This is a genomic window from Janthinobacterium sp. KBS0711 (assembly GCF_000988085.1).
Lineage (GTDB): Bacteria > Pseudomonadota > Gammaproteobacteria > Burkholderiales > Burkholderiaceae_D > Janthinobacterium > Janthinobacterium lividum_E.
In genome coordinates, this window is sequence record NZ_LBCO01000024.1 from 165,849 (window position 1) to 190,942 (window position 25,094).

Sequence of the window (25,094 nt, forward strand, 5' to 3'; positions counted from 1 at the left end):
TGCAATGCGGCAGCGGCGGTACGCACTGCGTACTGTAATAACGTACAGGCACAGGTTAAAATACGCCATGCCTACCTTACTTCCCACCTTACTTGCTATTGAAACGTCGTCCGAACTCGCCTCCTGCGCCTTGCTGCGCGGCGATGCCGTCCTGTCCCACGCCTCGTCGGGCGTGCGTACCCATTCCCAGTCCATCCTGCCCATGGTGCAGGAATTGCTGGCCGAAGCGGGCGTGACCCTGGCGGACGTGGACGCCATCGCCTACGGCTCCGGCCCTGGCTCGTTTACGGGCGTGCGCACGGCCTGCGGCATCGCGCAAGGCCTGGCCTATGGCGCCAGCCTGCCCGTCGTGCCCGTCGTGACGCTCGACGCCATGGCGCTCGCATGCCACCAGCAGCATGGCGCGCAGCGCATCGTCACCGTGCTCGACGCCCGCATGGGAGAAGTCTACTGGGCGCAATATGATTACCAGGATGGCTTGCAGATTGTTGCGCCACCGGCCCTGAGTGCGCCTGCCGGCGTAGCGCCGCAAGGCGACGTCACCGCTTGCGGCAACGGTTTTGCGGCCTATGCCGATGCCTTGGCGACGCTGCCATGCGCCGCCAGCGCGGACGCGGCCATCATGCCGCACGCCGTGCAAGTGGCGCAGCTGGCGCGCATCGCCTTTGCGGCCGGTCAGTTCGTGACGGCGGCCGAGGCGCAGCCTTTGTACTTGCGCAACAAGATCGCCTACACGAGCGCGGAACGCCTCGACATGCAGGCCGCCAAGGCCGCTGCGGAGTCGGCACAATGAGTGTAGGGGGCCAGGACAAGGACAGCGCTGCAGCTTGGGACTTGCTGCGCCTCGACTATCAGCCGATGGTTGAAGCGGACCTGTTTGAGGTGCTGGCGCTGGAACAGCGCGTGTATCCGCATCCGTGGACGCATGGCAACTTTGCCGACTCCCTCAAGAGCGGCTACCCTGCCTGGGTGCTGCGCGACGTGGATGGCACCTTGCTTGGCTACTTTTTGCTGATGCTGGTTGTCGATGAAGCGCACTTGCTGAACGTGGCCGTCGAGGGCGCCATCCAGGGACAGGGGCTGGGCCGTTTCCTGCTGAACCAGTCCTGCGCCTGCGCGCGCCGGCTGGGCATGGAATCGATGCTGTTGGAAGTGCGCCCGTCGAACGTGCGCGCGCTTGATATTTACCAGCGTTATGGATTTGAACAGATCGGCCGGCGCAAGGGATATTATCCTGCCGCCAATTCGCAACGTGAGGACGCCATCGTGATGCGTTATACCTTATGAGCCGCAGCGCCGTTTTCCTCGATGAAATGGGCGTCGGCCCCCTGTGGCGCTTGCGCCAGGGCGCTGCATCCGAAGCTGTTGACGCCGCCGCCGAGGCTGCCGTGGAGATGGAAGTCGCCGTGGCGCCCCCTGTTGCCGAAGCCGCTGAGGCCGTGACCGCAGTGGTCGCTGAGGCGGTCGCCGCAGTCGTCGTCGAGATGGCTGCCGAGGCGAAGGTCGAGGTGAAGGCCGAAGCGCCCGTCGCCGTTGCCGCTGCGCCAGTCCCCTCCGCCGAGCCTGACGACACGGCCTGGTTCGACGATGCGCCGCCACCGCCGCCCGCCAAACAGCTGAGCGACGCAGACATTGCCGCCCTCGACTGGGATGGCTTGACGGCGGCCGTCGCCAAGTGCGCGCGCTGCGACTTGTGCAAGACGCGCAAGGGCGTCGTCATGGGTCGCGGCGACCGCCAGGGCGATTGGCTGATGCTGGCCAGCAGCCCCGCGCGCGCGGAAGAACGGGAAGGGCGCGCCTTGCCGGGCGAACAGGGTAAATTGCTCGACAATATGCTGAAAGCCATCGAGGTTGACGCGGGCAGCGATGTGTACATCACGCACTTGCTGAAATGCCGTCCGCTCGACGAGGCCGGGCAGGAACGTCTGCCGACAGAGGCCGAGTCCGCCGCCTGCCGCCCGTACTTCGACCGCGAACTGGCTCTGCTGCAACCGCGCACCATCGTCACCCTCGGTTCCATGGCCGCCGCCGGCATCAATCCCGGCGAAAAACCCGTGCGCGGCAAGGTGCGCCAGCTGGGCAATGCGTCCGTCGTGGCCACCTTTCATCCGGAAATGTTGCTGCAGGACGAGACGGGCAAGGCCAAGGCGCGCGCCTGGGCCGACCTGTGCCTGGCGAAAAGCACGCACGGTGGTTGACACGGCCGTCGACAGCTTTCAGGTCCGCTTCGAGCGCCGATGGGGACATCTGACGCACCCCCGCGTGCGTGCGCTGGCCTGGCTGCTCGACTCGCCCGACTTGCTGGATCCGTCCAGCCCCCACTGGGGCGGGCGTATCGCCAGCCTCGTGCCCGTCACGCCTGCCGTGGCAGCGTGGCTGGGGGCGCTGCAGGATGATCCGTCGCCGCTCGATGCGGCGCTGGGGCCGAAATTCTATTCCCGCCTGGGCCTGTACGCTGAAAAGCTGCTGGCCTTTTATTTTGAGCAGCATGGACTGCTGCAAGCGCATGGCTTGCAAGTGCAGGTGAACCGCAACGACACGGTGGGCGAGTTCGATTTCCTGCTGCGTGACGGGAGTGAGTTGCTGCACTGGGAATTCGCCACCAAGTTCTACCTGCTCGAAGGCGCGCCCGATCCTGGCGTGTTCAATCACTTGATCGGTCCGAACCTGGCCGATACCCTGGGCTTGAAGATGCGCAAGATTCTCGACAAGCAACTGGCCTTGTCCCGCCATCCTGCCGCGCAAAGCCTGCTGGCGCAACCCGTGCGCACGGCGCAGGCGCTTGTCAAGGGCTGGCTGTTCTATGCGGCAGGCGCCACGCCCGCCATGGACGGTATTTCCCGGGATCATGGACACGGCTTCTGGTGCACGCCAACGCAATTGCCGCAGCAGCGTTACGTCGTGCTGCCCCGCTTGCAATGGCTGGCGCCGTTCAAGGGGCGCGACGTGGAAGTGCTGGACGTCGATGCCTTGCGCGCGCAACTGTTTGATCTGGCGCAACCGGTGCTGGTGGCAGCGGTGGACAATATCGAAGGCTGGGAAGTGGAGCGCGCGCGCGGGTTTGTCGTGCCCCATGACTGGACGGAGCAGGCTGCGGCGCGGCGGATAACAGGCTTTCTACCTGTGTAGGTCGCGTAGGTCGGATTAGCGCATAGCGCGTAATCCGACACCACCCTAATTAATGTTTCTGCTCGCCGATCAAGGACAGATTGTCATGCTCAGCCTGGTTCAGCTTGTGCTTGCGCATGATCATGTACATGGTACCGGCAACGAACAGGCCGAACAGGGTGATGATGATGTTCAGCGGCAGGTGCAAGCGGATCATGATCGAATACACTGCCAGCATGGTCAGAATCGACAGGTTCTCATTGAAGTTCTGCACGGCGATGGAATGGCCTGCGCTCATCAGCACGTGGCCGCGGTGTTGCAGCAGGGCATTCATTGGCACGACGAAGAAGCCGGACAGGGCGCCGATCAGTATCAGCAGCGGGTAGGCGATCCACACGGAATGTACTTGCGTCATCATCATGACGATCACGCCCATGGCGATACCGAGCGGAATGACGGTCAGCGATTTGCGCAGCGGAATGAAGCGGGCCGACAGCACGGCGCCGGCGGCCACGCCGATGGCCACCACGCCCACCAGGCTGGTTGCCTTGTCGAACGGCATGTTCAGCGATTGTTTGGCCCATTCCAGCACGATCAGCTGCAAGGTGGCGCCAGCGCCCCAGAACAGGGTTGTCACAGCCAGGGTGATCTGGCCCAGCTTGTCTTTCCACAGGATGGAATAGCAATTGGCAAAATCGGTAATCAGTTTGATAGGATTGCGTTCCTGGTGCGGATACACGCAGCCCGTATCTGGAATCTTCAGGTTGGCCAGCGTCGCCAGCGCATAAATGCCCACTACCACGCACAAGGCCGCTTCCGTCTTGCTGGTGATGCCCGTATCGATCAGGGGAATGTCGATGGACAGCAGCATGTCGGACACGTGACCGCTGACGAGCGCGCCGCCCATGACGGTGCCGAGAATGATGGAGGTGACGGTCAAGCCTTCGATCCAGCCATTCGCCGCCACCAGCTTTTCCGGCGGCAGCAGTTCCGTCAGGATGCCGTACTTGGCGGGTGAGTACACGGCCGCGCCAAAACCGACGACGGCGTAGGCCAGCAGTGGATGCACATGGAAAAAGACGAGGGCGCAGCCGAAGATCTTGACCATGTTGGCGATGAACATGACCTTGCCTTTCGGCAATGCATCCGCGAAGGCGCCGACAAAAGCGGCCAACAGCACGTAAAACAGCACGAACGACAGTTTAAGCAGCGGCGTGATCCACGCCGGGGATTTCATGGACACCAATAAATCGACGGCGACAAAAAAGAGGGCGTTATCTGCCAGCGAGGAAAAGAACTGCGCCGCCATGATGGTATAAAAACCACGATTCATTCTGGATTGCCTGAAATCATATCTGGCTTGCTTTATACCACGAAAAAACGGCAAACCCCAAGTTTGGAAGGGGCTGCTTTGCATCCGCTTGCCTAAGGTCGGCTTAATTTTTCTGCCGTAGAAAAATACACATACATGTGAGCATTTTGTAAATGATGTCCGATGCGCACGACCTGCGGTGCCTGCCATGTCCTCGTACGGCCCATCCGGTAAAATACGGCTTTCCCACTTGCCGTGTGTCACGCTTATGCCCAGGCCCCTCATCGCCACCATCCATCTCGATGCCATGCAACACAATCTGGCGCGCGCCCGTGCCGGCGCCCGCGGCGCCAACGTGTGGGCCGTCGTCAAGGCGAATGCCTACGGCCACGGCCTGGAGCGGGCCATGCGGGGCTTTGCCGAGGCCGATGGCCTGGCGCTGGTCGAGGTCGATTATGCCGTGCGCTTGCGCGAGCTGGGCTGGACCAAGCCCATCTTGTTGTTGGAAGGTTTTTTCGACGCCAGCGATTTGTCCGTCATGGCGCAATATGGCTTGAACGGCAGCGTGCATTGCGAAGAGCAGATCGACATGCTGGCAGCGGCGCGCTTGCCGCACGCCATCGACGTGCACCTGAAGATGAACACGGGCATGAACCGCCTGGGTTTCACGCCGCAAGCCGTGGCGAGTGTCTATGCGCGCTTGCGCGCCATGCCGCACGTCGGCACGATCACCCTGATGACGCATTTCGCCAATGCGGACGAGGCGGCGCCCACGCGTTTGCCCCTGGAACAGCAGATGCTGCGTTTTGAGGCGGGCGCGGCGAGCATTGGTGCTGCCTTGCCGCGCAGCCTGTGCAATTCTGCCGGCGTGCTGATGCACCAGCTCGACAGCGATTGGGTGCGCCCCGGCATCATGCTGTATGGCGGCACGCCCAGCGGCGCTCCCGGCGGGACGTCCGCGCAAGCGTTCGGCTTGCTGCCTACCATGACCTTGCGCAGCAGCATCATCGGCATCCAGGACATCGCCGCTGGCGAAGTGGTGGGCTACGGCAGCCGCTACGAAGCGGCCGGCAATATCAAGGTAGGCGTAGTGGCCTGCGGCTATGCAGACGGTTATCCGCGCCATGCGCCCGAAGGCACGCCCGTGCTCGTCGACGGCGTGCGCACTGGCCTCATCGGCCGGGTGTCGATGGACATGCTGATGGTCGATCTGACGCACGTGCCGGGAGCAAAAGTCGGCAGTGCCGTCACCTTGTGGGGCCAGGGCATGCCGATCGACGAGGTGGCCCTGGCCGCCGGCACCATAGGCTACGAGCTGATGTGCGCGCTGGCGCCCCGCGTTCCGGTGATCGAGGCGTGACCTTGCAGCCTTGTTTGTATATACTGTATATATAAACAGCAGTTTCACCTTACCCGGGCAAAGTACACCATGGCAAAAGTCAAGACCATCTACACCTGCAGCGATTGCGGCGCCATCAGCAATAAATGGATGGGGCAATGCACCTCGTGCAACCAGTGGAACACCATGGTGGAAACCCTGCCCGAGACGGGCGGCAACAACCGCTATTCGAATCCGCAGCACATGTCGCTGGCGCAGACGGCGCCCGTGCTGTCGCTCGACGATATCGACGCCATCGACGTGCCCCGCTTCGGCACGGGCATCGAGGAATTCGACCGCGTGCTGGGCGGCGGCATGGTGGCCGGCGGCGTCGTGCTGATCGGCGGCGACCCCGGCATCGGCAAGTCGACCCTGCTGCTGCAGGCGCTGGCGAACATGTCGCACCACAAGCGCGTGCTGTACGTCAGTGGCGAGGAATCGGGCGCGCAGATCGCCCTGCGCGCCAAGCGCCTCGTCATCGACGCCAAGGAACTGAAATTGCAGGCCGAGATCCAGCTGGAAAAGATCCTGTCCACCTTGAACGACCTGAAACCGGAAGTGGTGGTCATCGACTCGATCCAGACCGTGTATTCGGACGCGCTCAGTTCGGCGCCCGGTTCCGTGGCGCAAGTGCGCGAATGCGCGGCCCAGCTCACGCGCGCGGCCAAGCAGACGGGCGTGACCATCATTCTGGTGGGCCACGTGACGAAAGAGGGCGCGCTGGCCGGTCCCCGCGTACTCGAGCACATCGTCGACACGGTGCTGTATTTCGAGGGCGACGCCCATTCCAGCTTCCGCCTCGTGCGCGCCATCAAGAATCGTTTCGGCGCCGTCAACGAGCTGGGCGTATTTGCCATGACGGAAAAGGGCTTGAAAGGGGTGTCGAATCCATCGGCCCTGTTCCTGTCGCAGCACGACAACCAGGTGCCCGGTTCCTGCGTGATGGTGACGCAGGAAGGCACTCGCCCTTTACTGGTGGAAATCCAGGCCCTCGTCGATACGAGCCACTTGCCCAATGCGCGCCGGCTGTCCGTCGGCCTGGAGCAAAACCGCCTGGCCATGCTACTGGCCGTGGCGCACCGCCATGCGGGCATCGCGGCCTTTGACCAGGATGTGTTCATCAACGCGGTGGGCGGCGTGAAGATCACGGAACCGGCGGCCGACTTGGCCGTGTTGCTGGCGATTAACTCGTCGATGCGCAACAAACCCTTGCCGCGGGGATTGGTCGTGTTTGGCGAAGTGGGGCTGGCCGGCGAAATCCGTCCCGCGCCACGGGGCCAGGAGCGCTTGCGCGAAGCGGCCAAGCTGGGCTTTACCCTGGCCGTGGTGCCCAAGTCCAATTTGCCGAAACAGGTTATCGAGGGCCTCAAGGTCATCGGCGTCGAACGCATCGATGAAGCGTTCAATAAGCTCCGTGACCTGGAGTAAGAGTTGGTATGGTTTAAATGCCAAGCTTGAGACAAGTCAAACAAAATTTCCGTTTGGAACTATAATATTTGTCCGATGAGTTCGCATGGCGAATTCGTATCGACAATGCATAGAGAGAAGCGGAATACAGTGTCAGTAGAGCAAAGGCAGGGCGCACGCAAGATATTGCGTGCCAAGGCAATGTTGGTAATCGATGGTGCGGGCCCCGTGGCGGCACGTACCCTTGATGTAGGGCCGGGCGGCATGGCGGCCGTCATCGCTGAGCCGGTGCCGACAGGCAAGCAGGGCAAGGTGCTGTTCGAGCTGTTTTACGATGGCGCGGCGCACATCATCGAGGCGCGCGTGTCCGTCTCGCACTGCATTTTCAGCAGTGCCGGTTTCAAGGTGGGACTCACTTTCCTGCAACTGGACATGGCTGTCAGCAGCGCCATTTCGAAATTCATGCGCTGAGGCATGCCCGCGATAAGCGGCAAGTGAAATGCGCTAGAATGGTGCATATAGGTTTGCAGTCAGGAAAAACTTGTTCTGTTCGCTGTTTTGATATTCCGGTAATACTGCATAATTATCAACCAGAAGAGGGACGCCGCCGCGCCACGCGCGCCTGCCGTCCGTTTCTTGCGCAGCACGGTCAGGACCTGAACCGTGTGTCATGACCTTACACCCGACGGGAACGCCTATCATGTTTAATTCGACCATCAACAGCAGGGCTTACACCAACAACACGCAGCAGACGACGCAGGGCAATATCTCGGCTGATGTGTATGCGAAGGTGGAGCGCCAGATGCAGTCGCAGAACACGGGCGTCGTCAAGCTCAACGCCAGCCTGGCGCGCGACCAGGCTAAGTTCTCCGGCCTGGGCCAGCTGCAATCGGCGCTGGCAAAATTCCAGACCGTGGCCAAGAACATGGCCGGCAGCGGCCTGGCCACGTCGGCCACGTCCAGCGCCAAGGATGTGCTGAGCGCCACCACCACCGACAAGGCCGCCAGCGGCAGCCATGAGCTGAACGTCAAACAGCTGGCGCAGGGGCAGACCCTGCTCAGCGGCGCGCAGAAATCCTCGAGCGCGCCGATCGGCACTGGGGCGCCCGCGCTGGTCAAGATCGAAGTGGGCACGGCCGACGGCAAGCAATTCACGGCCGGCAGCGGCAAGATCATTTCGCTGACGATAGACAGCAGCAACAATAGCCTCGACGGCATCGCCGCCGCGCTCAAGCAGCAGGGCATCGACGCCAGCGTGGTCAAAGGCCCCGATGGCTATTCGCTGGCGCTGAACGGCAAGAGCGGCGCCGACAGCAGCATGCGCATCAGCGTTTCCGGCGATGCGGCCGTCAGCAATCTGCTCAGCTATGCGCCCGGCGCCGGCAAGGGCATGCAGCAAACGGCTGCCGCGCAGGATGCGCTGCTGACCGTCGACGGCAAGGACATCAAGAGCGCCACGAATACCTTGACGACGGCTGTCGAGGGCGCCACCATCGAATTGAAGAAAAAGGGTGTGACCGACCTCGTCATCGCCAAGGACAGCAGCCAGATCGCGACCAACGTGGCCAGCTTCGTCACGGCCTACAATGAACTCAACAGCAAGCTGCAGAGCCTGCAGCAGGGCGATTTGAAGTCCGATACGGCCCTGGGCCAGGTGCGCTCGCAGATGGAGCAAGTGTTGCGCACGGCCAGCACGGGCGTGCCATCGTCCGTACTGGGCAGCGCCGGCGTGACCCTGGGCAAAAGCGGCGAACTGGTGCTGGACGACAAAAAACTCAAGGCCGCCATTGCGGCCGATCCGGACGCCGTCAGCAAGCTGTTTACGAATAACGGCAAGGGCGTGGCGGACCAGTTCTCCAGCAAGATCGGCGAGCTGACGGGCGAAACGAGCATCATCCGCAAGGAAGTGCAGACGGTGGGCAAGGACATCACCACCCTGACCAACAAGAAAGCCGTGCTGGCCAAGGCGCTGACGGCGCAGGCGCAGGCGCTGGTCAAAGCCTATTCAGCCCAGGAACAGATGGGAACGAACTCGGCCTTGCCGGGTTATACCGGCAAGAACTCTTTATTCGACTTCATGGCTTAAGAGCGTTCGCCCTGGGCAAAGAAGGCTGACGGCGAACTGCCGAAAGTCTTCTTGAACATGGCGGAAAACGCCGACTGGCTGGCATAACCCAGTTCTTCGGCCACCTGCGACAGCGGCACGCCGCGCGCGATCAGGGGCGCCGCGTGAGCCAGGCGCACTTGCTGGCGCCACTGGCCGAAACTCATGCCCAACTCCCGTTCGAACAGCCGCGCCAGGGTACGCTCCGAGGCGCCGACCAGCTGCGCCCAGTGCTCCAGGGTCTGGTTCAAACCCGGTTTCTCGATCAGGCTGTCGCACAGGGTCTTCAGGCGCTTGTCGCTGGGCAAGGGGACGCGAATGGGGCGCGTGGCCGAGCGTTTCAATTCATCGAGGATCAGTTCGGCCAGCAGCGCCTCGCGCGCCGGTTCCTGTCCCGGGTCCAGCTGTTCCAGCGCCATGATCAGCTGGCGCAGCAGATTCGACACTTCCAGCACCTTGCAGTCGCTGCCCGCGAACGGCGCGCGCGCGGCATGGATGCACAGGGGGCGCAAGCGGGTTTTTTCCAGTATCGTGACGGCATGCTCCACGTTGGGCGCGATCCAGATGGCGCGCATGGGCGGCAGCACCCAGCTGCTGTTGTTGGCGGTGATGCGCAGCACGCCTTCGAGCGCCATCGTGACCTGGCCCCAGGGATGGCTGTGCGGCGAAAGAAATTCATCGGGTTGCAGGTCGCGCGCGACCATGGTCACGGGGATGGTCGCGCTGGGCGCTTCCCGTGGCGGACACATGCGGGTATGGTGGAGGATAGGTACACCCATCAGCTTGGCCTTAATTCGATAAATTATGTCGTCCTGTCGGAAAACAGGCGATGGTATTTTGCATACACTTGAGCTTCACCAGTATAAGACAGGGTATGACATGATAACAACTCACTCGGCATCCGAACTTCCTACCTTGCGCAGCGATGCGCGCGTCATCGCCCTGGTGGGGCTGGCGCATGGCGTGTCGCACTTCTACCACCTGATTCTCGCGGCCCTGTTCGTCTGGCTGAAGCCCGCCTTCGACCTGTCGTATGCAGAGCTGGGCTTGCTGATGACGGTGTTTTTCATCATCTCGGGCGTGGGGCAGGCGCTGGCCGGCTTTGTCGTCGACCGCTTCGGCGCCCGCGCCGTGTTGTTTTCCGGTATTTTCTTGCTGGGCGTGTCGGCGCTGGCCCTGTCCACCGCGCACAGCTATGCGGCGCTGATGCTGGGCGCCATGCTGGCCGGCATGGGCAACAGCGTGTTCCATCCGGCCGACTACACCATCCTCAACCAGCGCGTCTCGGCGGCCCGCGTGGCCTACGGCTTTTCCGTGCATGGCATCAGCGGCAATATCGGCTGGGCCCTGGCGCCGCTGTTCATGACATACGTTGCCACCCATTATGACTGGCGTATCGCGCTGCAATGCGCGGCCGTGTTGCCGTTCGGCGTGCTGCTGATCCTGTTCCTGAACCGCCACGCCATCCGTCCCGAGCCGGTCAAGAAGGCCGCGCCAGGCCAGGCCGCCAGCGGCGAGGGCACGCTGGACTTTCTGCGTTTGCCCGCCGTGTGGATGTGCTTTGCCTTTTTCTTCATTACCGCCATCGCCCTGGGCGGCATCCAGAGCTTTGCCAGCGTGGCCCTCGTCAAGCTGTACGGCATGAGCCTGGCGCTGGCCACCAGCGCCTACACGGCCTATATGCTGGCCTCGGCCGTGGGCATGCTGGCCGGCGGCGTGGTGGGTGCGCGCAGCAAGCAGCCGGACCGCAACGTGGCGATCGCCTTTTCCGCCGCCGCGCTGCTGGCCGTGCTGCTGTCCATGGCCGTCGTGCCGGCCTGGGGCGCGGTGGTGCTGATGGGCGCCATCGGCTTGACGTCCGGCGTGGCGGGGCCATCGCGCGACCTGATGATACGCGCGGCGGCGCCGAAGAATGCCACCGGGCGCGTGTATGGCGTTGTGTATTCGGGCCTCGACAGCGGCCTGGCCGTCGGCCCCCTGTTCTTTGGCGCGCTGATGGATGGCGACCATCCGGCCCTGCTGTTCGTGTTCATCGGCCTGTTCCAGGCGCTGGCGATTGCCACGGCCGTGGGCGTGGGCGGCAAAACACGTGCCGCGGCCTTGCAAAAGGCTTAGAATCGTTGCCATCAGCCACGAAAGGAATCCCCATGACCTTTGCCACCACCGACCTGTGCGACGACTATGCGGCCATGCTCGACGACGGCACCCTGGCCGTGCTGCCGCCCGTGTACCGCGCTTTCGGCCAGCGCGTGCGTTTCAGCGGCCCCGCCACCACCTTGCAGGTGTTCGAGGACAACGCGCTCGTGCGCAGCACCCTGGAAACGCCGGGCCAGGGCCACGTGCTGGTGATCGATGGCGGCGGCAGCCTGCGCCGCGCGCTGGTGGGCGGCCAGCTGGGCGTGCTGGCGGAAAGCAATGGCTGGGCCGGCATCGTCGTCGATGGCTGCATCCGCGACAGCGAGGAAATCAATGTCTGCCAGATCGGCGTGCGCGCCCTGGCCACGTATCCGCGCAAGAGCAACAAGACGGGCGCCGGCCAGCGCGACGTGCGCGTGCAGGTCAGCGGCGTGGCCGTGCATCCGGGCGACTGGATCTACGCCGATGCGGACGGCATTCTGGTGGCGCGCCAGGAACTCGATTGATGGCGCACCGAAAACGTTACAAATTATCCACATTGAATATATTTTTGCAAAGTTCTATGATTTTTGTCATGGCTGGGATATGATTTCACTTAAGGAAACTTTAATGCCTATAAGGCAAGGAAATCACATCATGAAAATCGCCACCATCGCAGCAGTTGTCGCCCTGTTCGCCGTCGGCACCGCCAGCGCCAGCCCCGTCAACCTGATCACGAATGGCGATTTTGAATCGGTCGCTCCCGGCTATAGTTTTTCCAGCGGCTTTCATGTTGTCAATGGCGGCTCCTCGGCCATCGGTGGCTGGACGGTGGGCGCTTCCTCGGTCGACCTGATCCGCAACGCGTATAACGCCATCGACGGCTACAGCATCGACATGCTGGGCACGCCTGGTCCGGGTTTTCTGTCGCAAAGTTTCAATGTCGTTGCCGGCCAGACGTACAACCTGAGCTTTGACATGGCGCGCAATTCCGGCGGCCCTGCCGGCCAGGGCGTGGCCGTCAATTTCGGTGGCGTGGCAGGCAATTTCTACTCGACGGCTGCCGCCTCGAACACCTTGTACAGCAACACCTTGAGCTTCACGGCCGCTTCCAGCGGCCTGGCGACCCTGTCGTTTGCCAGCGCCGCCCAGGCCGGCACGCCGTTCGACAATTACTCGGGCGCCGTGATCGACAACGTGGCCGTGATGGCCGCCGTACCGGAACCGGAAACCTACGCCATGCTGCTGGCTGGCCTGGGCCTGATGGGTTTCCTGCGCCGCCGCAAGGCCGCCAAGTAAGCCTGATTTTGTCCGAGATCAAACCGCCTGCTGCCATGCACAGGCGGTTTTTTTACGTCAAGGGTCTTGCGCGTAGCCGTCCACCTGCACCGTAAAGCGCTCGATCTGCGGCCAGGCGTCGCGCCTCCTGACCAAGGTTTCGCCCGTGGCCATGAGCAATACATAGCCGTAGCCCGTGCGGCGGTCGCGCCAGGAATGGGGTGTACTGTCCCAGGCGCAGCAATAGCGCTTGAGCTTGGGCAAACCGTAAGTGCGCCGCAGATACGCTTCCGCCTGTTGCGCATGCTTGCCATCGACTGCGTAGCGGGCTTCGAACGGCTGGTCCTGGCGTTCCCTGTTTTGCTGGCAACCCTGGTAGACGAGATAGGCGGGCTTCTTGCCCAGCTGGGACAGGAAGTCGCCGCAGGCCAGCCCGGCGCCCTGCGCGCCGCCCGCGCCCAGCAGGAATAGCCACGGCAGCAGTGTAGTGAGCTTACTGACTTGCATCGGCATCTGCGCGCAAGGGACACGCGGCCGCTGCCGGCCCCATGCGCAGCACCAGTTCGCCGCGCAACTGCGTCAAACCCGCGATGCGCGCATCGATTTCGCCCAGCTTGCGCGCCAGCGCCGCGCGCAGCAGTTCCGCCGTGGCGGGATCGCCGGCACTGGCCAGCAGCGGCATGTCGGCCTCGATTTCCGCCAGGGTAAAGCCCAGCTGCTGCGCCGTGCGCAGGTAGCGCAGCCAGTCGGCCGCCTCGGGCGGGTAGTCGCGGTAGCCGTTCGCGCCGCGCCGCGCGCGCAGCAAGCCCCGCTTTTCATAAAAGCGCAGGGTGTCGCGGCTCAAGCCCGTCGCCTGCGCCATCTCGCCGATCTGCATGGTGATTTTTCTTTCATAAAATGCTTGACCATGGAGTGTACTCCAAGCTCGATCATGGGCGCTTTCCATCGACAGGAGTTCCCATGTTGTCCGTTTCTGCTTTCCGCCGCGTGGTGCGCGCCAGCGCCATTTATGATGTGCTCATGACGGCCCCGTTTGTCACGCCGTGGACGTTTTTGCTGCTGCACGATCACTTGAGCGCCCTTAACGTGAGCCTGGGCGGCCTGCCGCTGCCCGTCTTCGGACCATTTCATCTGCTCATCAGCAGCTTGTTCGGCAGCGTGGTGATGGTCTGGTCCGTGCTGCGCATGCTGGATCCGCAGCCGCGCTTCGGCCGCTATGACGCGGCAGCGCGCTACCTGTTTTCCACCTGGATGGCGTGGGCGCTGTTCACGACGGGCCAGCCGCTGCTGTGGCTGTTCTTCGTGCCGGAACTGGCCTGGGGCCTTGCGCAAAGCTTGCCATTGCGCCGCAGCGAAGGCGCGCCGGCAGGGCGCGCGCACGAATCGTTGTTGAGATGACGATAACGAAATGCAATAATGGCCGTGCTTTACAGCAATAAACGACTATTAAAGGAATGACTATGCAGCAGGATGCCGCAGGAAAAAACATGGCGTTGCTCGATCCGGTGGTGGCGCCGCGCATCGCGGTGACGCGCCTGGTGACGGGCCTGCTGCAAGGCTTGCTGCTGTACTGGCTGTACAGCACGGCGCAAGACAAGGCGTGGCCCGCCACGGAAGCCTATCTGCTGGCGCCGCTGATGCTGATCAGTTTGCTGCTGCCCATCCTGCTGGTCTCCAGCCTGGGCCACATGTCGGTCAAGCGCATCGGCCTGTGGATGGCGGGCGCGGCCGTCGTGATGGCCGTGCTGGCCTGGCACGACGTGGCGCGCGGCGCCGAGCACGTGATCTGGGGCAACTACAAACCGGGCGCGCCGCTGCGCGTCATTTCCGCCCAGCTGTTCGGTTTTTGCGTCGTGGGTTTTTATATCGCCCACGCGCTGGTGCTGGCCAGCGCCCAGGATGGCCAGCGCATCGCCCGCTACCCGACCTATTTTGAAATCGCCTGGAAGCTCGGCATCCAGCTGCTGTTTTCCCTGCTGTTCGTGCTGGGCCTGTGGCTGGTGCTGTGGCTGGGCGGGCAGCTGTTCCTGCTCATCAAGTTGAGTTTCCTGAAAAAACTGCTGGGCCAGGCCTGGTTCGTGATTCCCGTCATCTGCTTCGCGTTTTCGTTCGCCATCCACATCACGGATGTGCGCCCCTCGATCGTGCGCGGCATCCGCACCTTGCTGCTGGTGCTGCTGTCGTGGCTGATGCCGATCGCCGCCGTGCTCGTCTCAGGCTTCCTGCTGACCTTGCCCTTCATCGGCTTCGAGCGGCTGTGGGCCACGCGCCATGCGGCGTCCGTGCTGCTGGGCATGGCCGGCGTGCTGGTGGTGCTGATCAATGCGGCCTTCCAGAATGGCGAAGTGGGCCATGGCGTGGCGCGCGGCATCCGCCTCGGCACGCGCCTGGCCTGTCTGCTGCTGCCGTGGGTGGTGGGCATCGCCATCTATGCGCTGACCCTGCGCGTGATGTCGCATGGCTGGACCTCCGACCGCCTGATCGCTGCCGCCTGCCTCTTGATCGCCACCTGCTACGCCGCCGGCTATGCTTGGGCGGCCAGCAAGTATGGCGACTGGCTGCACCTGATCTCCAACGTCAACGTGGCCACCGCCTTTGTTACCCTGCTGGTGCTGTTCGCCCTGTTCTCGCCGCTGGCGGACCCGGCGCGCATTTCCGTGGCCAGCCAGATGGCGCGCCTAGACAGCGGCAAGATAGGCGTGGACAAGTTCGATTTCGACTACCTGCGCTTCCAGGGTGCCCGCTACGGCCAGGCGGCCTTGCAGGAACTCAAGACGCGCACAACGGGTCCGGACGCGGCCGTCGTGCGAGCCCGCGCCGACGCCATGCTCAAGCGCCAGAATCGCCTCGACGAGACGGGCGCGCTGAGCGACGTGTCGATCAACCTGACCCTGCGCCCGGCCACGGCGAAACTGCCGGAGAGTTTCCTGCGCCAGGACTGGACGCAAGTGGGCCCGGCCTGGCGCTTGCCCGCCTGCCTGAAACGGGCAGGGCAGCAGTGCGACGCGTATCTGCTCGATTTCGACGGCGATGGCAAGCAGGACGTGCTGCTGATCAGCAATGACCCGCGCGCCTCGTCGGTCTTGCTGGCTGAAAAGGAAGACGGCAGCTGGACCGCGCGCGGACAAATCCCCACCGATGCCCTGCGCTGCAAACCCCTGCGCGAGAAACTGCAGGCAGGCGAGTTCCAGCTGGTGCCGCCGAAAGTGCGCGAACTGGAAGTCGACGGCCAGCGCGTACCGATGACCCTATATACGCCAGAGGACGAGGTCAGCTGTCCGGATGAGACGGTGCCGGGCCCGTAAGTGGCACGAAGAGGGCTTGCAGCGCCGGACAGAACCTCTTGCTTGCGCCGAAGGCGGTAACTTCGTGCGCTGACTTATTCCGACTGTGCGGTATCGGCCAAGAGCGGGCTTTCACGGCTAATATCCATTATGAGGTCGAATGTATGCATCGATACGTGTTCATTACGAGTTGCCTGCTGTGGCTGGGAGGGTGCTATACCGTGAACAATGAACGGTTTGCTACTGACGTCCATAAGCTTCTCGAACCTGGATTCGATATGGCAAGTGCAACAAAAACCCTTGAGGCTAATGGATTTGCCTGTGACCCAGTCGATATGGCACCGTCGACCACTTGCATGAAGAGACGTCAAAATATTCTCACTTACACGTGTATCGAGCGGGTCAACCTGATGCCTGCCAGCGAACAGCCCAAGGTGGTACGAGTCGATATACCGCAAATCGTCTGTGCAGGGCTCTACTATCGGTAGCACGCCAAATTCCGCAAAGGGGCGTAACCTGCCAACGGCGGCAACCGGCCAGAGGCTGCCACTGAAGCACAGGAAATGTCATGTCCATTGCAAGAAAAGGAAGCCGCCGGATTATTGTCGATTCTTTACCATATCGATGGTCGGTCAGCCTACCTGCCTATACACAGGCCATGGGGGAAACGAATCTGTCTTTCGCAGTTGAATCTGAAAGCGGTGGCCGAACCACCCTTCTGGTGAGAACAGATATCGCACGTCCGGATATTTGGCTGGGTAATTTTACGCGTGCCATTACGCCCTCAGTCGTGGAGCGCGCTATTCGACAGGCATTGATGAAGGGGTGGTATCCCAGCCAATGTGGAAGCTCCTTCGAAATGACAATTCGACTCGCTTGAGCCCACTGGCAATCCGCCAGTTGCGTTGTGCGCCTGCGGTGGACGCTGAAGTCCGTTATCAACATTGACCATGCCCTTCGGCGCCGTCGGCCGCAACCGGACAGAAACAGCGCTTTCCAGATGATTGTCCGCGCGGGGGCGGCCTGTATCGCCGCTGTAGCAGTCGTTCGACTGATACAGCATGTGCTTGTATTGGGCGCCTTGTGCCTTGTCCCCGCCGTGCCGCGCGTCTAGACTGGGGCCTTCTCCACGCTGCGACTGCCTGCCATGACCGAACTCCTGCCCCTGATGAGCTATTGCTTTGTGATGTCCGCCACCCCCGGGCCGAACAACGTCATGCTGGCCACCACCGGCGCCAATTTCGGCTATCGCGGTGCGCTGCCGGTGATCCTCGGCATCCAGGTCGGCATCTTCGTGCAGACCATGCTCATGTGCGTGGGGCTGGGCAGCGTGTTCGTCGCGTACCCGATGGCGCAGCAGGTGTTGCGGATCGCGGGCGCGCTGTACCTGATGTTTTTGGCCTGGAAGCTTGCCGGCGCCTCGGTGGCGGGGGCCGGCGCACCGAAGGCCGTGTCGTTTGCGCAGGCGGCGCTGTTTCAGGCGCTGAACCCGAAGAGCTGGCTCAAGGCGATCACCATGGCGTCCGTCTTCATGCCTGCGCAGGGCAATATGCTCGCCAGCGCGCTGCTCGTGTCCGTGATCGGCACCGTGGTGGGCATGCCGTGCAACGCCATGTGGGCGCTGTTCGGCGTCTCGATCCGCAGCGTGCTGAAAGCGCCCCGCAACCAGCGCATATTCAATTTGACGATGGGCGCCATCCTGCTGGTCCTCGCCCTGACGTTTTTACGCTAGACTGCCACCCATGTTCGCCATCGACCGCTCCTCGCCCATCGCCCTGTTCAAGCAGATCGAGGCCGCATTGCGCCAGCAGATCGCGCAACGCGTCCTGCCTGGCGGGACGAGGCTGCCGTCGATCCGCCAGCTCGCCACGCAACTTGCGGTGAGCACCAACACCGTGGTGGTGGCGTATGACAGGCTGGTGGCCGCGGGCGTCATCGATACGCACGGCACGACGGGCTTCTTCGTCTGCGCCCCCGCTGACGCCAGCCGCGCCATCCCCGACGAGGTGGCGCTGGAAGCGGGCCAGGAGCAGGAACCGGTCTGGCTGAGCCAGCAAGTGAACGACCAGCGGCCGGGCGTGCTGCTGGCCAGCAGCGGCGCCTTGCCGCCCACGTGGCTGCAGGATGCGCTGCCGGCGGCCGCCGTGCAACGTGGCCTGGCGCGCAGCGCGGCCGGCATGGCTTCGCGCTGTCCGCCGCAAGGGCTGGCCGAACTGCGCGAGCAGATTGCGCTGCTGTTGCGCGGCATCGGCATCGCCGCGGATGCCAGCCACATCCTCACCACTTTCGGCGGCACCCATGCCATCGATCTGATCTGCCGCACGTTTCTGCAGCCCGGCGATACGGTGCTGGTGGAAGACCCCGGATACTTCCTGATGTTCGGCAGGCTGCGCCAGGATGGCGTGCGCCTGGTGCCCATCAAGCGCCGTCCCGATGGCCTCGACCTGGACGAACTGGAAGCGGCCTGCCGCGCGCACCGTCCGCGCCTGCTGTTCGTGCAGACGGCTTTGCATAACCCCACCGGGTGGAGCAGCAGCGCCGCCAACCTGCACAAGGTGCTGATCATGGCGCAGCAATATGGCTTCCTGATCGCCGAAGACGACGTGCACGGCCATTTCCAGCCGGGTCACAGCACGCGGCTGGCGTCGTTGTCCGGACTGGACGGCGTGATCTATTACTCCAGCCTGTGCAAGGCGCTGAGCCCGGCCCTGCGCATGGGCTACCTGGCCGCGGCACCCACCTTGCTCAAGCTGCTGATGCGTACCAAGATCCATTCCATCATGACCTTGCCTGCGCTGAATGAATACGTGCTGCTGGAAGTGCTCAAGGCCGGCAACCTGCGCAAGCACCTGGAGCGGCTGCAACGCAAGATCATGGTGGCGCGCAACGCCAGCACGCGGCAACTGAGCGCGGCCGGCGTGCTGTTCGAGCAGCCCGGCGACGCAGGCATTTTCCTGTGGGGCAGCATGCCCGAAGGGCTGGACGTGGACTTGCTGGTGCAGGACGCCTACCGCAACAAGATCCTGCTGATGCGCGGCGCCGCGTTCTCGGCCAACGACACGCCCGACCAGCACATCCGCTTCAACGTCGCCTTCAGCCAGCATCCGCGCGTGAGCGCCTACCTTGAAGAACGCCTGCGCGCGGTGGCTGGCGCGCGCTCCAGCCTGGCCCGCGCCTTCCTTTAGCTTTTATTGGTATTCTGGAGGGACGATTTTTTCGTCAACGTGTGAGCAAGGAAGCGCCATGCACAAACAGATCATCCTCAACCTGCCCGTGAAGGACCTGGATAAATCCAAGGCCTTCTTTTCCGCTCTCGGCTTTACTTTCGATTCCCGCTTCAGCGGCGAAAACGCGGCGTTCATGAATATCGTTGATGGCAGCATCCAGGCCATGCTGACGACCGAAGCCTTCTTCCAGTCGCTGATCGGCAAACCGGTGGCGGACGCCAGGCAAGCCAATGAAGTCGTCATTTGCCTCAGTTGCGAAAGCCGGGAAGAGGTGGACGGCCTGATCGCCAAGGCCCAAGCCGCCGGTGGCCGCATACCGCATCCGCCCGAAGACCAGGGTTTCATGTACGACCAGGGCTTCGAGGATATCGATGGCCACCTGTGGAACCTGGTCTGGACGGCGCCGGAAGCCTGACGCGAACCGCTGGAATCAGTTCTTCGTGCGCACCTGGCGCACGTGGTTTTCCAGTTCGCTGAACGATGGGCGTTCCGTGGCGGAAATGACCTTGCGGCCGAATTCCACGGCCAGCGCCGGCGCATAGCCGTTCAGGCTGGCCAGCAGGGTCACTTTCACGCACTGGTACATCTTCGCCGTTTCATGGTGCTTGCGGCGCAGCAAGCTGGCCAGCGGCGCGATGAAACCGTAGGCCAGCAAGATGCCGATGAAGGTGCCCACCAGCGCCTGCGCAATCAGCACGCCCAGCTCGGCCGGTGGCAAGCCGACGGACGCCATCGTGTGTACGACGCCCATGACGGCGGCCACGATGCCGAAGGCGGGCATGGCGTCGGCCAGCTGCGAAATCGTCTGGATCGGCATTTCCGCATCTTCATGGTGCGTCTCGATCTCGTTATCCATCAGGTTTTCGATCTGGTAAGCGTCCATATTGCCCGATACCATCAGGCGCAGGTAATCGGTAATGAATTCCAGGATGTGCTCGTCACCGAGCGTATACGGATATTTGATGAAGATGGGACTGCGGTACGGGTCGTCGATATCGTCCTCGACCGACATCAGGCCTTCCTTGCGGATCTTGCTGAGGATTTCATACATCAGCCCCATCAGCTCCATATAACGCGCCTTCGTGTATTGCGAGCCGTGAAACAGGGTGGGCAGGGCGGCGAACGTGGCGCGGATGGCCTTGGCGTCATTGCCGACAAAGAAGGTGCCCAGTGCGGCGCCGCCGATCATCAGCAGTTCCAGCGGCTGGAACAAGGCGCCCAGGTGACCGCCCTGCATGGCGAAGCCGCCGAAGACGGAAAACAGCACGACGAGAAATCCGAGTATGACTAGCAAAACCTACTCCTTCATAATATTGCCATATCGCAATATTGTAGTGTAACCCTATTTCCCCGTATTGGCCGAGTCCGGCTGCAACTGCTGGATGAGAAAATTGATAAAAGCGCGCACTTTGGCGGGCAGCTGGTGGCGGCTCGGATAATAGGCGTACAGGTCGGCTGGCGCCAGCGCATAGTCTTCCAGCACCACGCGCAGGCGGCCGCTGTCGAGGTAACGGGCCAGGTCCCATTCCGAGCGCAGCAGGATGCCGTGCCCGTCCAGCGCCCAGCCCAGCACCACGTCGCCATCGTTGCTGGCCACCGTGCCGCGCACCTTGACGGTGTGGGTGGCGCGGCCACGGCTCAGGCGCCAGATGCCGTAGGCGTCGTCATTCTGCCGGTGCACGATGCAGCGGTGCCGCGCCAGGTCGTCGGGCGTTTGCGGCGTGCCGTGCGCCTGCAGGTAGGCGGGCGAGGCGCACAGGAAGCGCCGGTTCGACATGATGCGCCGTGCCGACAAACGCGTGTCGGGCAAGTCGCCGAAGCGGATGCCCAGGTCGTAGGCCTGCTCGACCAGGTTGATGGGGCTGTCCGTCAGTTGCAGCTGCACTTCCAGTTGGGGGTGGCGCAGGGCGAATTGCGACAGCAATGGCGCGATCACCGTGCGGCCGAAACCCAGGGTGGCATTCACGCGCAACAAGCCTTTCGGTTCCGCGCTGCCGCTGGCCAAGGACTCTTCCATGGCGCGGATATCGTCGAGGATCTGCCGCGCCTGTTGCAGATAGCTTTCGCCATCGCCCGTCAGGCTGATGCGCCGCGTGCTGCGGTTCAGCAGGCGCACGCCCAGGCGCTGCTCCATCAGCTGCAGGCGCTTGCTGACGGCGGGCGGCGTGATGCCCAGTTCGCGCGCCGTGGCCGACAGGCTGCCCAACTTGGCCAGCAGCACAAAAAAGGCCATTTCAGTCGTGGCGTCGCTTTTCATTATTAACTTCAAGTGAAAAATGGTTTAAATTGATATCGATTATACGACTGACTATCGCGGTTAAGCTGGCGTCATTGTTTTCACTCACAGGAGACCCGCATGAAAATCGTCGACATCCGCGAAAAGACCATCCCCATCTCTTCCCCCATCCGCAACGCCTATATCGATTTCAGCAAGATGACGTTAAGCCTGGTGGCCGTCGTCACGGACGTGATCCGCGACGGCAAGCCTGTCGTCGGCTACGGCTTCAATTCGAATGGCCGCTACGGCCAGGGCATGCTGATGCGCGAGCGTTTCATCCCGCGCATCCTCGACGCCGATCCCGCTTCGCTCGTCACGGATGACGGCGCCAACCTCGATCCGCACAAGGTGTGGGACTGCATGTACACGAATGAAAAGCCGGGCGGCCACGGCGAGCGTTCGGTGGCCATCGGCACCATCGACATGGCCATCTGGGACGCCGTGGCGAAGATCGAGAACAAGCCGCTGTTCCAGCTGCTGGCCGAGCGCCACGGCACCGGTGTGCCGGATAAAAAAGTGTTCGTGTATGCGGCGGGCGGCTATTACTACCCGGGCCAGAGCCTGTCCGCCTTGCAGGACGAGATGCGCAGCTATATCGACCGCGGCTACACGGTGGTCAAGAAAAAGATCGGCGGCGCTTCGCTGGACGAGGACTTGCGCCGCATCGACGCCATCATGGAGGTGCTGCAGGATGGGCAAAAGCTGTGCGTGGATGCGAACGGGCGCTTCGACCTCGATACCTCGATCGCCTACGCCAAGGCGCTGCGCCAGTACGATCTGTTCTGGTACGAGGAGGCGGGCGACCCGCTCGACTTCGAGCTGCAAGCGACCTTGCGCAGCTATTACGACAAGCCGATGGCGACGGGCGAAAACCTGTTTTCCATGCAGGATGCGCGCAACCTGATCCGCTACGGCGGCATGCGCGCCGACCGCGACTGGCTGCAGTTCGATTGCGCCCTCAGCTACGGCCTGGTGGAATATTTGCGCACCATGGACATGCTGCACCAGCACGGCTGGTCGCGCAGCCGCTGCATCCCGCACGGCGGCCACCAGATGTCGCTGAATATCGCGGCGGGCCTGGGCCTGGGCGGCAATGAATCGTATCCCGATCTGTTCCAGCCGTTCGGCGGCTTCCCCGATGGCGTCAGGGTCGAAAACGGTCACATCACCATGCCGGACCTGGTCGGCATCGGCTTCGAGGGCAAGGCGAACCTGTATGCGGAGATGCGCGCCCTGAGTGGCCAGTAAGCGTTATTCGCTGCGCTGCCAGAAACGCAGCCGGTTGCCGAACGGGTCGGCCACTTCCAGGATGCGGCCCCAGTCCTCGTCGCGGATGCCGGGCCGCGCATACGGATAATCCCTGTCGCGCAATTCCGCGTGCAGGGCGGCGATATCGTCGACGGGGATCAAGAGCGCCGCGCCTGGCGTGGCGTCGCCGTGGTGTTCGGACAGGTGCAGCACCAGGTCGCCGCGCGTCACCTGCAGGTACAGCGGCGCCGTTGGCTCGAAGCGATGTTCCCAGTCCAGGGTAAAACCGAGAAACCCGAGGTAGAACTCGCGTGCTTTTTCTTCGGAAAAGCTGCGCAGGATGGGGATGGGGGCATGCATGGCGGCGCTTTCAATAAAGTGGCAAGCGATTATTTTAACGTCAGGCCGGCGCCTGGCGTTTCACCTGCGCGGCGGGGCTGGTCTTCTCCCAGCGGAACAGCCACATGATGGCAAGCTTGGTCGTGGCGCTGACGCTGGCCAGCAGCAGCAAGGGCCAGCCCGTCGACAGACCCATGACGCAGGCAAAGAAGATGGTGCTGACATCCATCGCTAGGATGAACTGGCTCATTTTCAGGGACACGGCGCCCGTCTTGCCCGAGCGCCAGATCAAACGGATCTGGTGCGCATAGCCCTGCGCCAGCAGCACGGTGACGGCGACGATCAGGCTTTGCGAGATCACGCGCTTTTCATCCGTGAAGGTGGGACCGAAGGCCAGCCCCGCGACACCCGCGCCCAGCAGCAGCGCGCAGGCCAGCAGCGCATTGCGCGATGTCGTGCTGCGGCGGTCACGATATATCTCGAACAGGATGCCCAGCGCGATCAGCGAGGCGATCAAACGGGGCCAGACGATGTAGTGGTTGAATGGCGTGATCGAATAGCCGTACACGAAGAAGGCGCAGTAGGCGAGGAAGCTGACGGTAAACTGGTTGATGGACAGGATGTCCGTCGTCTTGCCGGCGCCGATGCCGGTATCGCGCTTGCGCTGCCAGATTTTTTGCAGCTGCGACCACAAGCCAAACAGGCTGACGACGATGAAGAGGGAATTGAGGCTGCCGGCGAGGGTGTACAGTGAACTCGATTGCAAGGTGTCTCCGTGGATGGCAAGGCAGGGCGCCTTGTCTATACATTTTATTTGTGCAGAATGTTCTCATGAAGTAAATTGCCAGACAAGCAATATTATATGCCCGGATGACTTTGCCCATGCTTGCCTGAACTCACCTATTCCTGCGCTTGCCCCTATAATCACGGCATGACTTTATTATCACATCAAGCCCGCTCCGTGCTGGCCAGCATAGGCAAAATGGCCGTTTCCCTGATTATCCTGTTGACTGCATTGTGGGGCGCGCTGGCGCTGTGGTACCAGCTATCCGGCGGCACGGCGGCGCAAGGCATCGGCGCGCTGCTGTGGGGCGCACTGGGCGTGGCCAGCATCGCGCTGTGGTGGATGCGCGGCGACATGCGCGTGCTGCTGCCGTATGCGGCCGGTTTTATCCTGCTGCTCGTGTGGTGGAGTTTCATCACGCCGAAGCAGCAGCGCGTGTGGGCCGACGACGTGGCGCGCAATGTCACGGGCTCCGTGAAAGGCAATCTCGTCACCCTGGACAATGTGCGCAATTTCGACTGGCGCAGCGATGACGACTACACGGTCAAGTGGGAGCAGCGCAGCTACGACCTCGACGAACTGCGCACGGTGGACACGGCGCTGTCGTACTGGACGGGGCCGTACATCGCGCACACCCTGATCTCGTTCGGCTTTGCGGACGGGCGCTTCCTGACGTTTTCCATCGAGATCCGCAAGGAGAAGGGCGAGAGCTTTTCCGCCATCGGCGGCTTCTTCAAGCATTTCGAAATGAGCCTGATCGCCGCCGACGAGCGCGACATCCTGCGCGTGCGCACGAATGCGCGCGGCGAGGACATGCATCTGTACCGCGTCATGATGCCGAAGGCGGCCATGCGCTCGCTGTTCCTCGCCTACCTGGACGAGGCGCAATCGCTGAAGAACCAACCGCAGTTCTACAACACCCTGACGGCCAACTGCACCACCATCGTCTTCGAGATGGTGCGCCGCATCGTGCCGGGCCTGCCGCTCGACTACCGGCTGATGGCTTCGGGCTACCTGGACCGTTACCTGTTCGACGTCAAGGGCCTGGTGCCCGGCCAGACCTTCCAGCAGCTGCGCGATGGCGGCCACATCACGGCGCGCGCGCGGGCGGCCAACGACGACGCGGATTTTTCGCACGCGATCCGCCGCGCCATGCCTGGCTATGACGAAGCGGGCCATCCGACGCTGCAAATGCCACGCCAGTAGCGGTCTGCCTTATACTGTCGCCATAT

General features: G+C 62.7%; 27 protein-coding genes. 19 read left to right on the top strand and 8 right to left on the bottom strand.

From position 1 onward, the window contains the following. Positions 1 to 67 precede the first annotated feature (67 nt). Genes tsaB through VM94_RS13320 form a run of 4 tightly spaced genes read left to right on the top strand, consistent with a single transcriptional unit; the run spans position 68 to position 3,129 of the window. Positions 68 to 793 carry a tRNA (adenosine(37)-N6)-threonylcarbamoyltransferase complex dimerization subunit type 1 TsaB gene (tsaB, locus tag VM94_RS13305; RefSeq protein WP_046683917.1) on the top strand — a complete coding sequence of 242 codons (726 nt, stop codon included), beginning with the start codon at positions 68 to 70 and terminating at the stop codon, positions 791 to 793. Continuing rightward, positions 790 to 1,287, top strand: coding sequence for a ribosomal protein S18-alanine N-acetyltransferase (gene rimI, locus VM94_RS13310; RefSeq protein ID WP_046683918.1), 498 nt, complete (start codon positions 790 to 792; stop codon positions 1,285 to 1,287). The genes tsaB and rimI overlap by 4 nt, the downstream gene beginning before the upstream one ends. Then, the gene (locus tag VM94_RS13315) at positions 1,284 to 2,198 is read left to right on the top strand and encodes a uracil-DNA glycosylase (protein ID WP_046683919.1); all 915 of its coding nucleotides are present in this window, start codon (positions 1,284 to 1,286) and stop codon (positions 2,196 to 2,198) included. Before rimI ends, VM94_RS13315 begins: the two co-directional genes overlap by 4 nt. Further along, positions 2,191 to 3,129, top strand: a complete 939-nt coding sequence (locus VM94_RS13320; protein WP_046683920.1) for a DUF1853 family protein — start codon at positions 2,191 to 2,193, stop codon at positions 3,127 to 3,129. Before VM94_RS13315 ends, VM94_RS13320 begins: the two co-directional genes overlap by 8 nt. A gap of 49 nt (positions 3,130 to 3,178) precedes the next feature. Here VM94_RS13320 and lplT read toward each other — a convergent pair whose 3' ends face one another. Beyond that, positions 3,179 to 4,441: a lysophospholipid transporter LplT gene (gene lplT / locus VM94_RS13325; protein WP_046683921.1), complete on the bottom strand. Its 1,263-nt coding sequence runs from the start codon at positions 4,439 to 4,441 to the stop codon at positions 3,179 to 3,181. 247 nt (positions 4,442 to 4,688) lie between these two features. Between lplT and alr the strand changes: the two genes are divergently transcribed. The 4 genes from alr to fliD all read left to right on the top strand — a co-directional run bounded on the left by alr (position 4,689) and on the right by fliD (position 9,291). Then, positions 4,689 to 5,780 (top strand): alanine racemase, encoded by a 1,092-nt coding sequence (alr, locus tag VM94_RS13330; protein ID WP_046683922.1) that lies wholly within the window; start codon positions 4,689 to 4,691, stop codon positions 5,778 to 5,780. A gap of 69 nt (positions 5,781 to 5,849) precedes the next feature. Next, positions 5,850 to 7,226: a DNA repair protein RadA gene (gene radA / locus VM94_RS13335; RefSeq protein ID WP_046683923.1), complete on the top strand. Its 1,377-nt coding sequence runs from the start codon at positions 5,850 to 5,852 to the stop codon at positions 7,224 to 7,226. Between the two features lie 105 nt (positions 7,227 to 7,331). After that, positions 7,332 to 7,676, top strand: a complete 345-nt coding sequence (locus VM94_RS13340) for a PilZ domain-containing protein (protein ID WP_080698516.1) — start codon at positions 7,332 to 7,334, stop codon at positions 7,674 to 7,676. Between the two features lie 229 nt (positions 7,677 to 7,905). Next, positions 7,906 to 9,291 (top strand): flagellar filament capping protein FliD, encoded by a 1,386-nt coding sequence (gene fliD / locus VM94_RS13345; protein ID WP_046683924.1) that lies wholly within the window; start codon positions 7,906 to 7,908, stop codon positions 9,289 to 9,291. On the opposite strand, the gene VM94_RS13350 is transcribed toward fliD, so the two are convergent. Further along, a complete protein-coding gene (locus VM94_RS13350) occupies positions 9,288 to 10,088 on the bottom strand; it encodes an AraC family transcriptional regulator (RefSeq protein WP_046683925.1) in 801 nt (266 codons plus the stop codon). The two genes, fliD and VM94_RS13350, sit on opposite strands and share 4 nt — an antisense overlap. 100 nt (positions 10,089 to 10,188) lie before the next feature. Here VM94_RS13350 and VM94_RS13355 point away from each other — a divergent pair, with 100 nt between their 5' ends. The 3 genes from VM94_RS13355 to VM94_RS13365 all read left to right on the top strand — a co-directional run bounded on the left by VM94_RS13355 (position 10,189) and on the right by VM94_RS13365 (position 12,723). Then, entirely contained in the window at positions 10,189 to 11,424 is a 1,236-nt protein-coding gene (locus tag VM94_RS13355; RefSeq protein ID WP_046683926.1) for an MFS transporter, read from the top strand. A gap of 32 nt (positions 11,425 to 11,456) precedes the next feature. Beyond that, the gene (gene rraA / locus VM94_RS13360) at positions 11,457 to 11,951 is read left to right on the top strand and encodes a ribonuclease E activity regulator RraA (protein WP_046683927.1); all 495 of its coding nucleotides are present in this window, start codon (positions 11,457 to 11,459) and stop codon (positions 11,949 to 11,951) included. Positions 11,952 to 12,081: 130 nt separating this feature from the next. Further along, complete coding sequence (locus VM94_RS13365; protein ID WP_138829154.1) at positions 12,082 to 12,723, top strand: choice-of-anchor C family PEP-CTERM protein; 642 nt, start codon at positions 12,082 to 12,084, stop codon at positions 12,721 to 12,723. Positions 12,724 to 12,780: 57 nt separating this feature from the next. Here the strand turns inward: VM94_RS13365 and VM94_RS13370 are convergent, their stop codons facing one another. Both VM94_RS13370 and VM94_RS13375 read right to left on the bottom strand, forming a co-directional pair. Next, the gene (locus VM94_RS13370) at positions 12,781 to 13,209 is read right to left on the bottom strand and encodes a DUF4952 domain-containing protein (protein ID WP_046684581.1); all 429 of its coding nucleotides are present in this window, start codon (positions 13,207 to 13,209) and stop codon (positions 12,781 to 12,783) included. After that, a complete protein-coding gene (locus VM94_RS13375) occupies positions 13,196 to 13,579 on the bottom strand; it encodes a MerR family transcriptional regulator (protein WP_046683929.1) in 384 nt (127 codons plus the stop codon). Before VM94_RS13375 ends, VM94_RS13370 begins: the two co-directional genes overlap by 14 nt. Positions 13,580 to 13,662: 83 nt before the next feature. On the opposite strand from VM94_RS13375, the gene VM94_RS13380 reads away from it, so the two are divergent. From VM94_RS13380 to VM94_RS13400, 6 genes are all read left to right on the top strand, one after another. Continuing rightward, the gene (locus VM94_RS13380; RefSeq protein WP_046683930.1) at positions 13,663 to 14,100 is read left to right on the top strand and encodes a hypothetical protein; all 438 of its coding nucleotides are present in this window, start codon (positions 13,663 to 13,665) and stop codon (positions 14,098 to 14,100) included. Positions 14,101 to 14,189: 89 nt separating this feature from the next. Then, positions 14,190 to 16,007 carry a DUF4153 domain-containing protein gene (locus VM94_RS13385; RefSeq protein ID WP_138829153.1) on the top strand — a complete coding sequence of 606 codons (1,818 nt, stop codon included), beginning with the start codon at positions 14,190 to 14,192 and terminating at the stop codon, positions 16,005 to 16,007. 547 nt (positions 16,008 to 16,554) lie between these two features. After that, positions 16,555 to 16,866 carry a hypothetical protein gene (locus VM94_RS28230; protein ID WP_138829152.1) on the top strand — a complete coding sequence of 104 codons (312 nt, stop codon included), beginning with the start codon at positions 16,555 to 16,557 and terminating at the stop codon, positions 16,864 to 16,866. Between the two features lie 267 nt (positions 16,867 to 17,133). After that, the gene (locus tag VM94_RS13390; RefSeq protein ID WP_046683932.1) at positions 17,134 to 17,718 is read left to right on the top strand and encodes a LysE family translocator; all 585 of its coding nucleotides are present in this window, start codon (positions 17,134 to 17,136) and stop codon (positions 17,716 to 17,718) included. Between the two features lie 10 nt (positions 17,719 to 17,728). After that, the gene (locus VM94_RS13395) at positions 17,729 to 19,171 is read left to right on the top strand and encodes an aminotransferase-like domain-containing protein (protein ID WP_046683933.1); all 1,443 of its coding nucleotides are present in this window, start codon (positions 17,729 to 17,731) and stop codon (positions 19,169 to 19,171) included. A gap of 58 nt (positions 19,172 to 19,229) precedes the next feature. Next, positions 19,230 to 19,628 (top strand): VOC family protein, encoded by a 399-nt coding sequence (locus tag VM94_RS13400; protein ID WP_046683934.1) that lies wholly within the window; start codon positions 19,230 to 19,232, stop codon positions 19,626 to 19,628. Between the two features lie 15 nt (positions 19,629 to 19,643). Here the strand turns inward: VM94_RS13400 and motA are convergent, their stop codons facing one another. Further along, positions 19,644 to 20,507: a flagellar motor stator protein MotA gene (gene motA, locus VM94_RS13405; RefSeq protein ID WP_034749759.1), complete on the bottom strand. Its 864-nt coding sequence runs from the start codon at positions 20,505 to 20,507 to the stop codon at positions 19,644 to 19,646. Positions 20,508 to 20,555: 48 nt separating this feature from the next. Next, entirely contained in the window at positions 20,556 to 21,470 is a 915-nt protein-coding gene (locus VM94_RS13410; protein WP_046683935.1) for a LysR family transcriptional regulator, read from the bottom strand. A 99-nt stretch (positions 21,471 to 21,569) separates the two neighbouring features. Here VM94_RS13410 and VM94_RS13415 point away from each other — a divergent pair, with 99 nt between their 5' ends. Beyond that, positions 21,570 to 22,739, top strand: coding sequence for a mandelate racemase/muconate lactonizing enzyme family protein (locus VM94_RS13415; protein ID WP_046683936.1), 1,170 nt, complete (start codon positions 21,570 to 21,572; stop codon positions 22,737 to 22,739). A gap of 3 nt (positions 22,740 to 22,742) precedes the next feature. On the opposite strand, the gene VM94_RS13420 is transcribed toward VM94_RS13415, so the two are convergent. Then, positions 22,743 to 23,099: a glyoxalase superfamily protein gene (locus tag VM94_RS13420; RefSeq protein WP_046683937.1), complete on the bottom strand. Its 357-nt coding sequence runs from the start codon at positions 23,097 to 23,099 to the stop codon at positions 22,743 to 22,745. 40 nt (positions 23,100 to 23,139) lie between these two features. Further along, positions 23,140 to 23,844, bottom strand: a complete 705-nt coding sequence (locus VM94_RS13425) for a hypothetical protein (RefSeq protein WP_046683938.1) — start codon at positions 23,842 to 23,844, stop codon at positions 23,140 to 23,142. Positions 23,845 to 24,009: 165 nt separating this feature from the next. Here VM94_RS13425 and VM94_RS13430 point away from each other — a divergent pair, with 165 nt between their 5' ends. Continuing rightward, the gene (locus tag VM94_RS13430) at positions 24,010 to 25,068 is read left to right on the top strand and encodes an Lnb N-terminal periplasmic domain-containing protein (protein WP_052755756.1); all 1,059 of its coding nucleotides are present in this window, start codon (positions 24,010 to 24,012) and stop codon (positions 25,066 to 25,068) included. Positions 25,069 to 25,094: the final 26 nt, after the last annotated feature.

Bases quoted from the DNA above. Each gene is read 5' to 3' on its own strand.
- VM94_RS13375 (WP_046683929.1), bottom strand. From the start codon at position 13,579: ATGCAGATCGGCGAGATGGCGCAGGCGACGGGCTTGAGCCGCGACACC.
- VM94_RS13380 (WP_046683930.1), top strand. From the start codon at position 13,663: ATGTTGTCCGTTTCTGCTTTCCGCCGCGTGGTGCGCGCCAGCGCCATT.
- VM94_RS13385 (WP_138829153.1), top strand. From the start codon at position 14,190: ATGGCGTTGCTCGATCCGGTGGTGGCGCCGCGCATCGCGGTGACGCGC.
- rraA (WP_046683927.1), top strand. From the start codon at position 11,457: ATGACCTTTGCCACCACCGACCTGTGCGACGACTATGCGGCCATGCTC.
- VM94_RS13350 (WP_046683925.1), bottom strand. From the start codon at position 10,088: ATGGGTGTACCTATCCTCCACCATACCCGCATGTGTCCGCCACGGGAA.
- lplT (WP_046683921.1), bottom strand. From the start codon at position 4,441: ATGAATCGTGGTTTTTATACCATCATGGCGGCGCAGTTCTTTTCCTCG.
- VM94_RS13420 (WP_046683937.1), bottom strand. From the start codon at position 23,099: ATGCATGCCCCCATCCCCATCCTGCGCAGCTTTTCCGAAGAAAAAGCA.
- rimI (WP_046683918.1), top strand. From the start codon at position 790: ATGAGTGTAGGGGGCCAGGACAAGGACAGCGCTGCAGCTTGGGACTTG.
- tsaB (WP_046683917.1), top strand. From the start codon at position 68: ATGCCTACCTTACTTCCCACCTTACTTGCTATTGAAACGTCGTCCGAA.
- VM94_RS13400 (WP_046683934.1), top strand. From the start codon at position 19,230: ATGCACAAACAGATCATCCTCAACCTGCCCGTGAAGGACCTGGATAAA.
- VM94_RS13390 (WP_046683932.1), top strand. From the start codon at position 17,134: ATGACCGAACTCCTGCCCCTGATGAGCTATTGCTTTGTGATGTCCGCC.
- VM94_RS13430 (WP_052755756.1), top strand. From the start codon at position 24,010: ATGACTTTATTATCACATCAAGCCCGCTCCGTGCTGGCCAGCATAGGC.
- VM94_RS13410 (WP_046683935.1), bottom strand. From the start codon at position 21,470: ATGAAAAGCGACGCCACGACTGAAATGGCCTTTTTTGTGCTGCTGGCC.
- VM94_RS13340 (WP_080698516.1), top strand. From the start codon at position 7,332: ATGCATAGAGAGAAGCGGAATACAGTGTCAGTAGAGCAAAGGCAGGGC.
- alr (WP_046683922.1), top strand. From the start codon at position 4,689: ATGCCCAGGCCCCTCATCGCCACCATCCATCTCGATGCCATGCAACAC.
- fliD (WP_046683924.1), top strand. From the start codon at position 7,906: ATGTTTAATTCGACCATCAACAGCAGGGCTTACACCAACAACACGCAG.
- VM94_RS13395 (WP_046683933.1), top strand. From the start codon at position 17,729: ATGTTCGCCATCGACCGCTCCTCGCCCATCGCCCTGTTCAAGCAGATC.
- VM94_RS13315 (WP_046683919.1), top strand. From the start codon at position 1,284: ATGAGCCGCAGCGCCGTTTTCCTCGATGAAATGGGCGTCGGCCCCCTG.
- VM94_RS13415 (WP_046683936.1), top strand. From the start codon at position 21,570: ATGAAAATCGTCGACATCCGCGAAAAGACCATCCCCATCTCTTCCCCC.
- VM94_RS13370 (WP_046684581.1), bottom strand. From the start codon at position 13,209: ATGCAAGTCAGTAAGCTCACTACACTGCTGCCGTGGCTATTCCTGCTG.
- VM94_RS13365 (WP_138829154.1), top strand. From the start codon at position 12,082: ATGAAAATCGCCACCATCGCAGCAGTTGTCGCCCTGTTCGCCGTCGGC.
- radA (WP_046683923.1), top strand. From the start codon at position 5,850: ATGGCAAAAGTCAAGACCATCTACACCTGCAGCGATTGCGGCGCCATC.
- VM94_RS13355 (WP_046683926.1), top strand. From the start codon at position 10,189: ATGATAACAACTCACTCGGCATCCGAACTTCCTACCTTGCGCAGCGAT.
- VM94_RS28230 (WP_138829152.1), top strand. From the start codon at position 16,555: ATGTCCATTGCAAGAAAAGGAAGCCGCCGGATTATTGTCGATTCTTTA.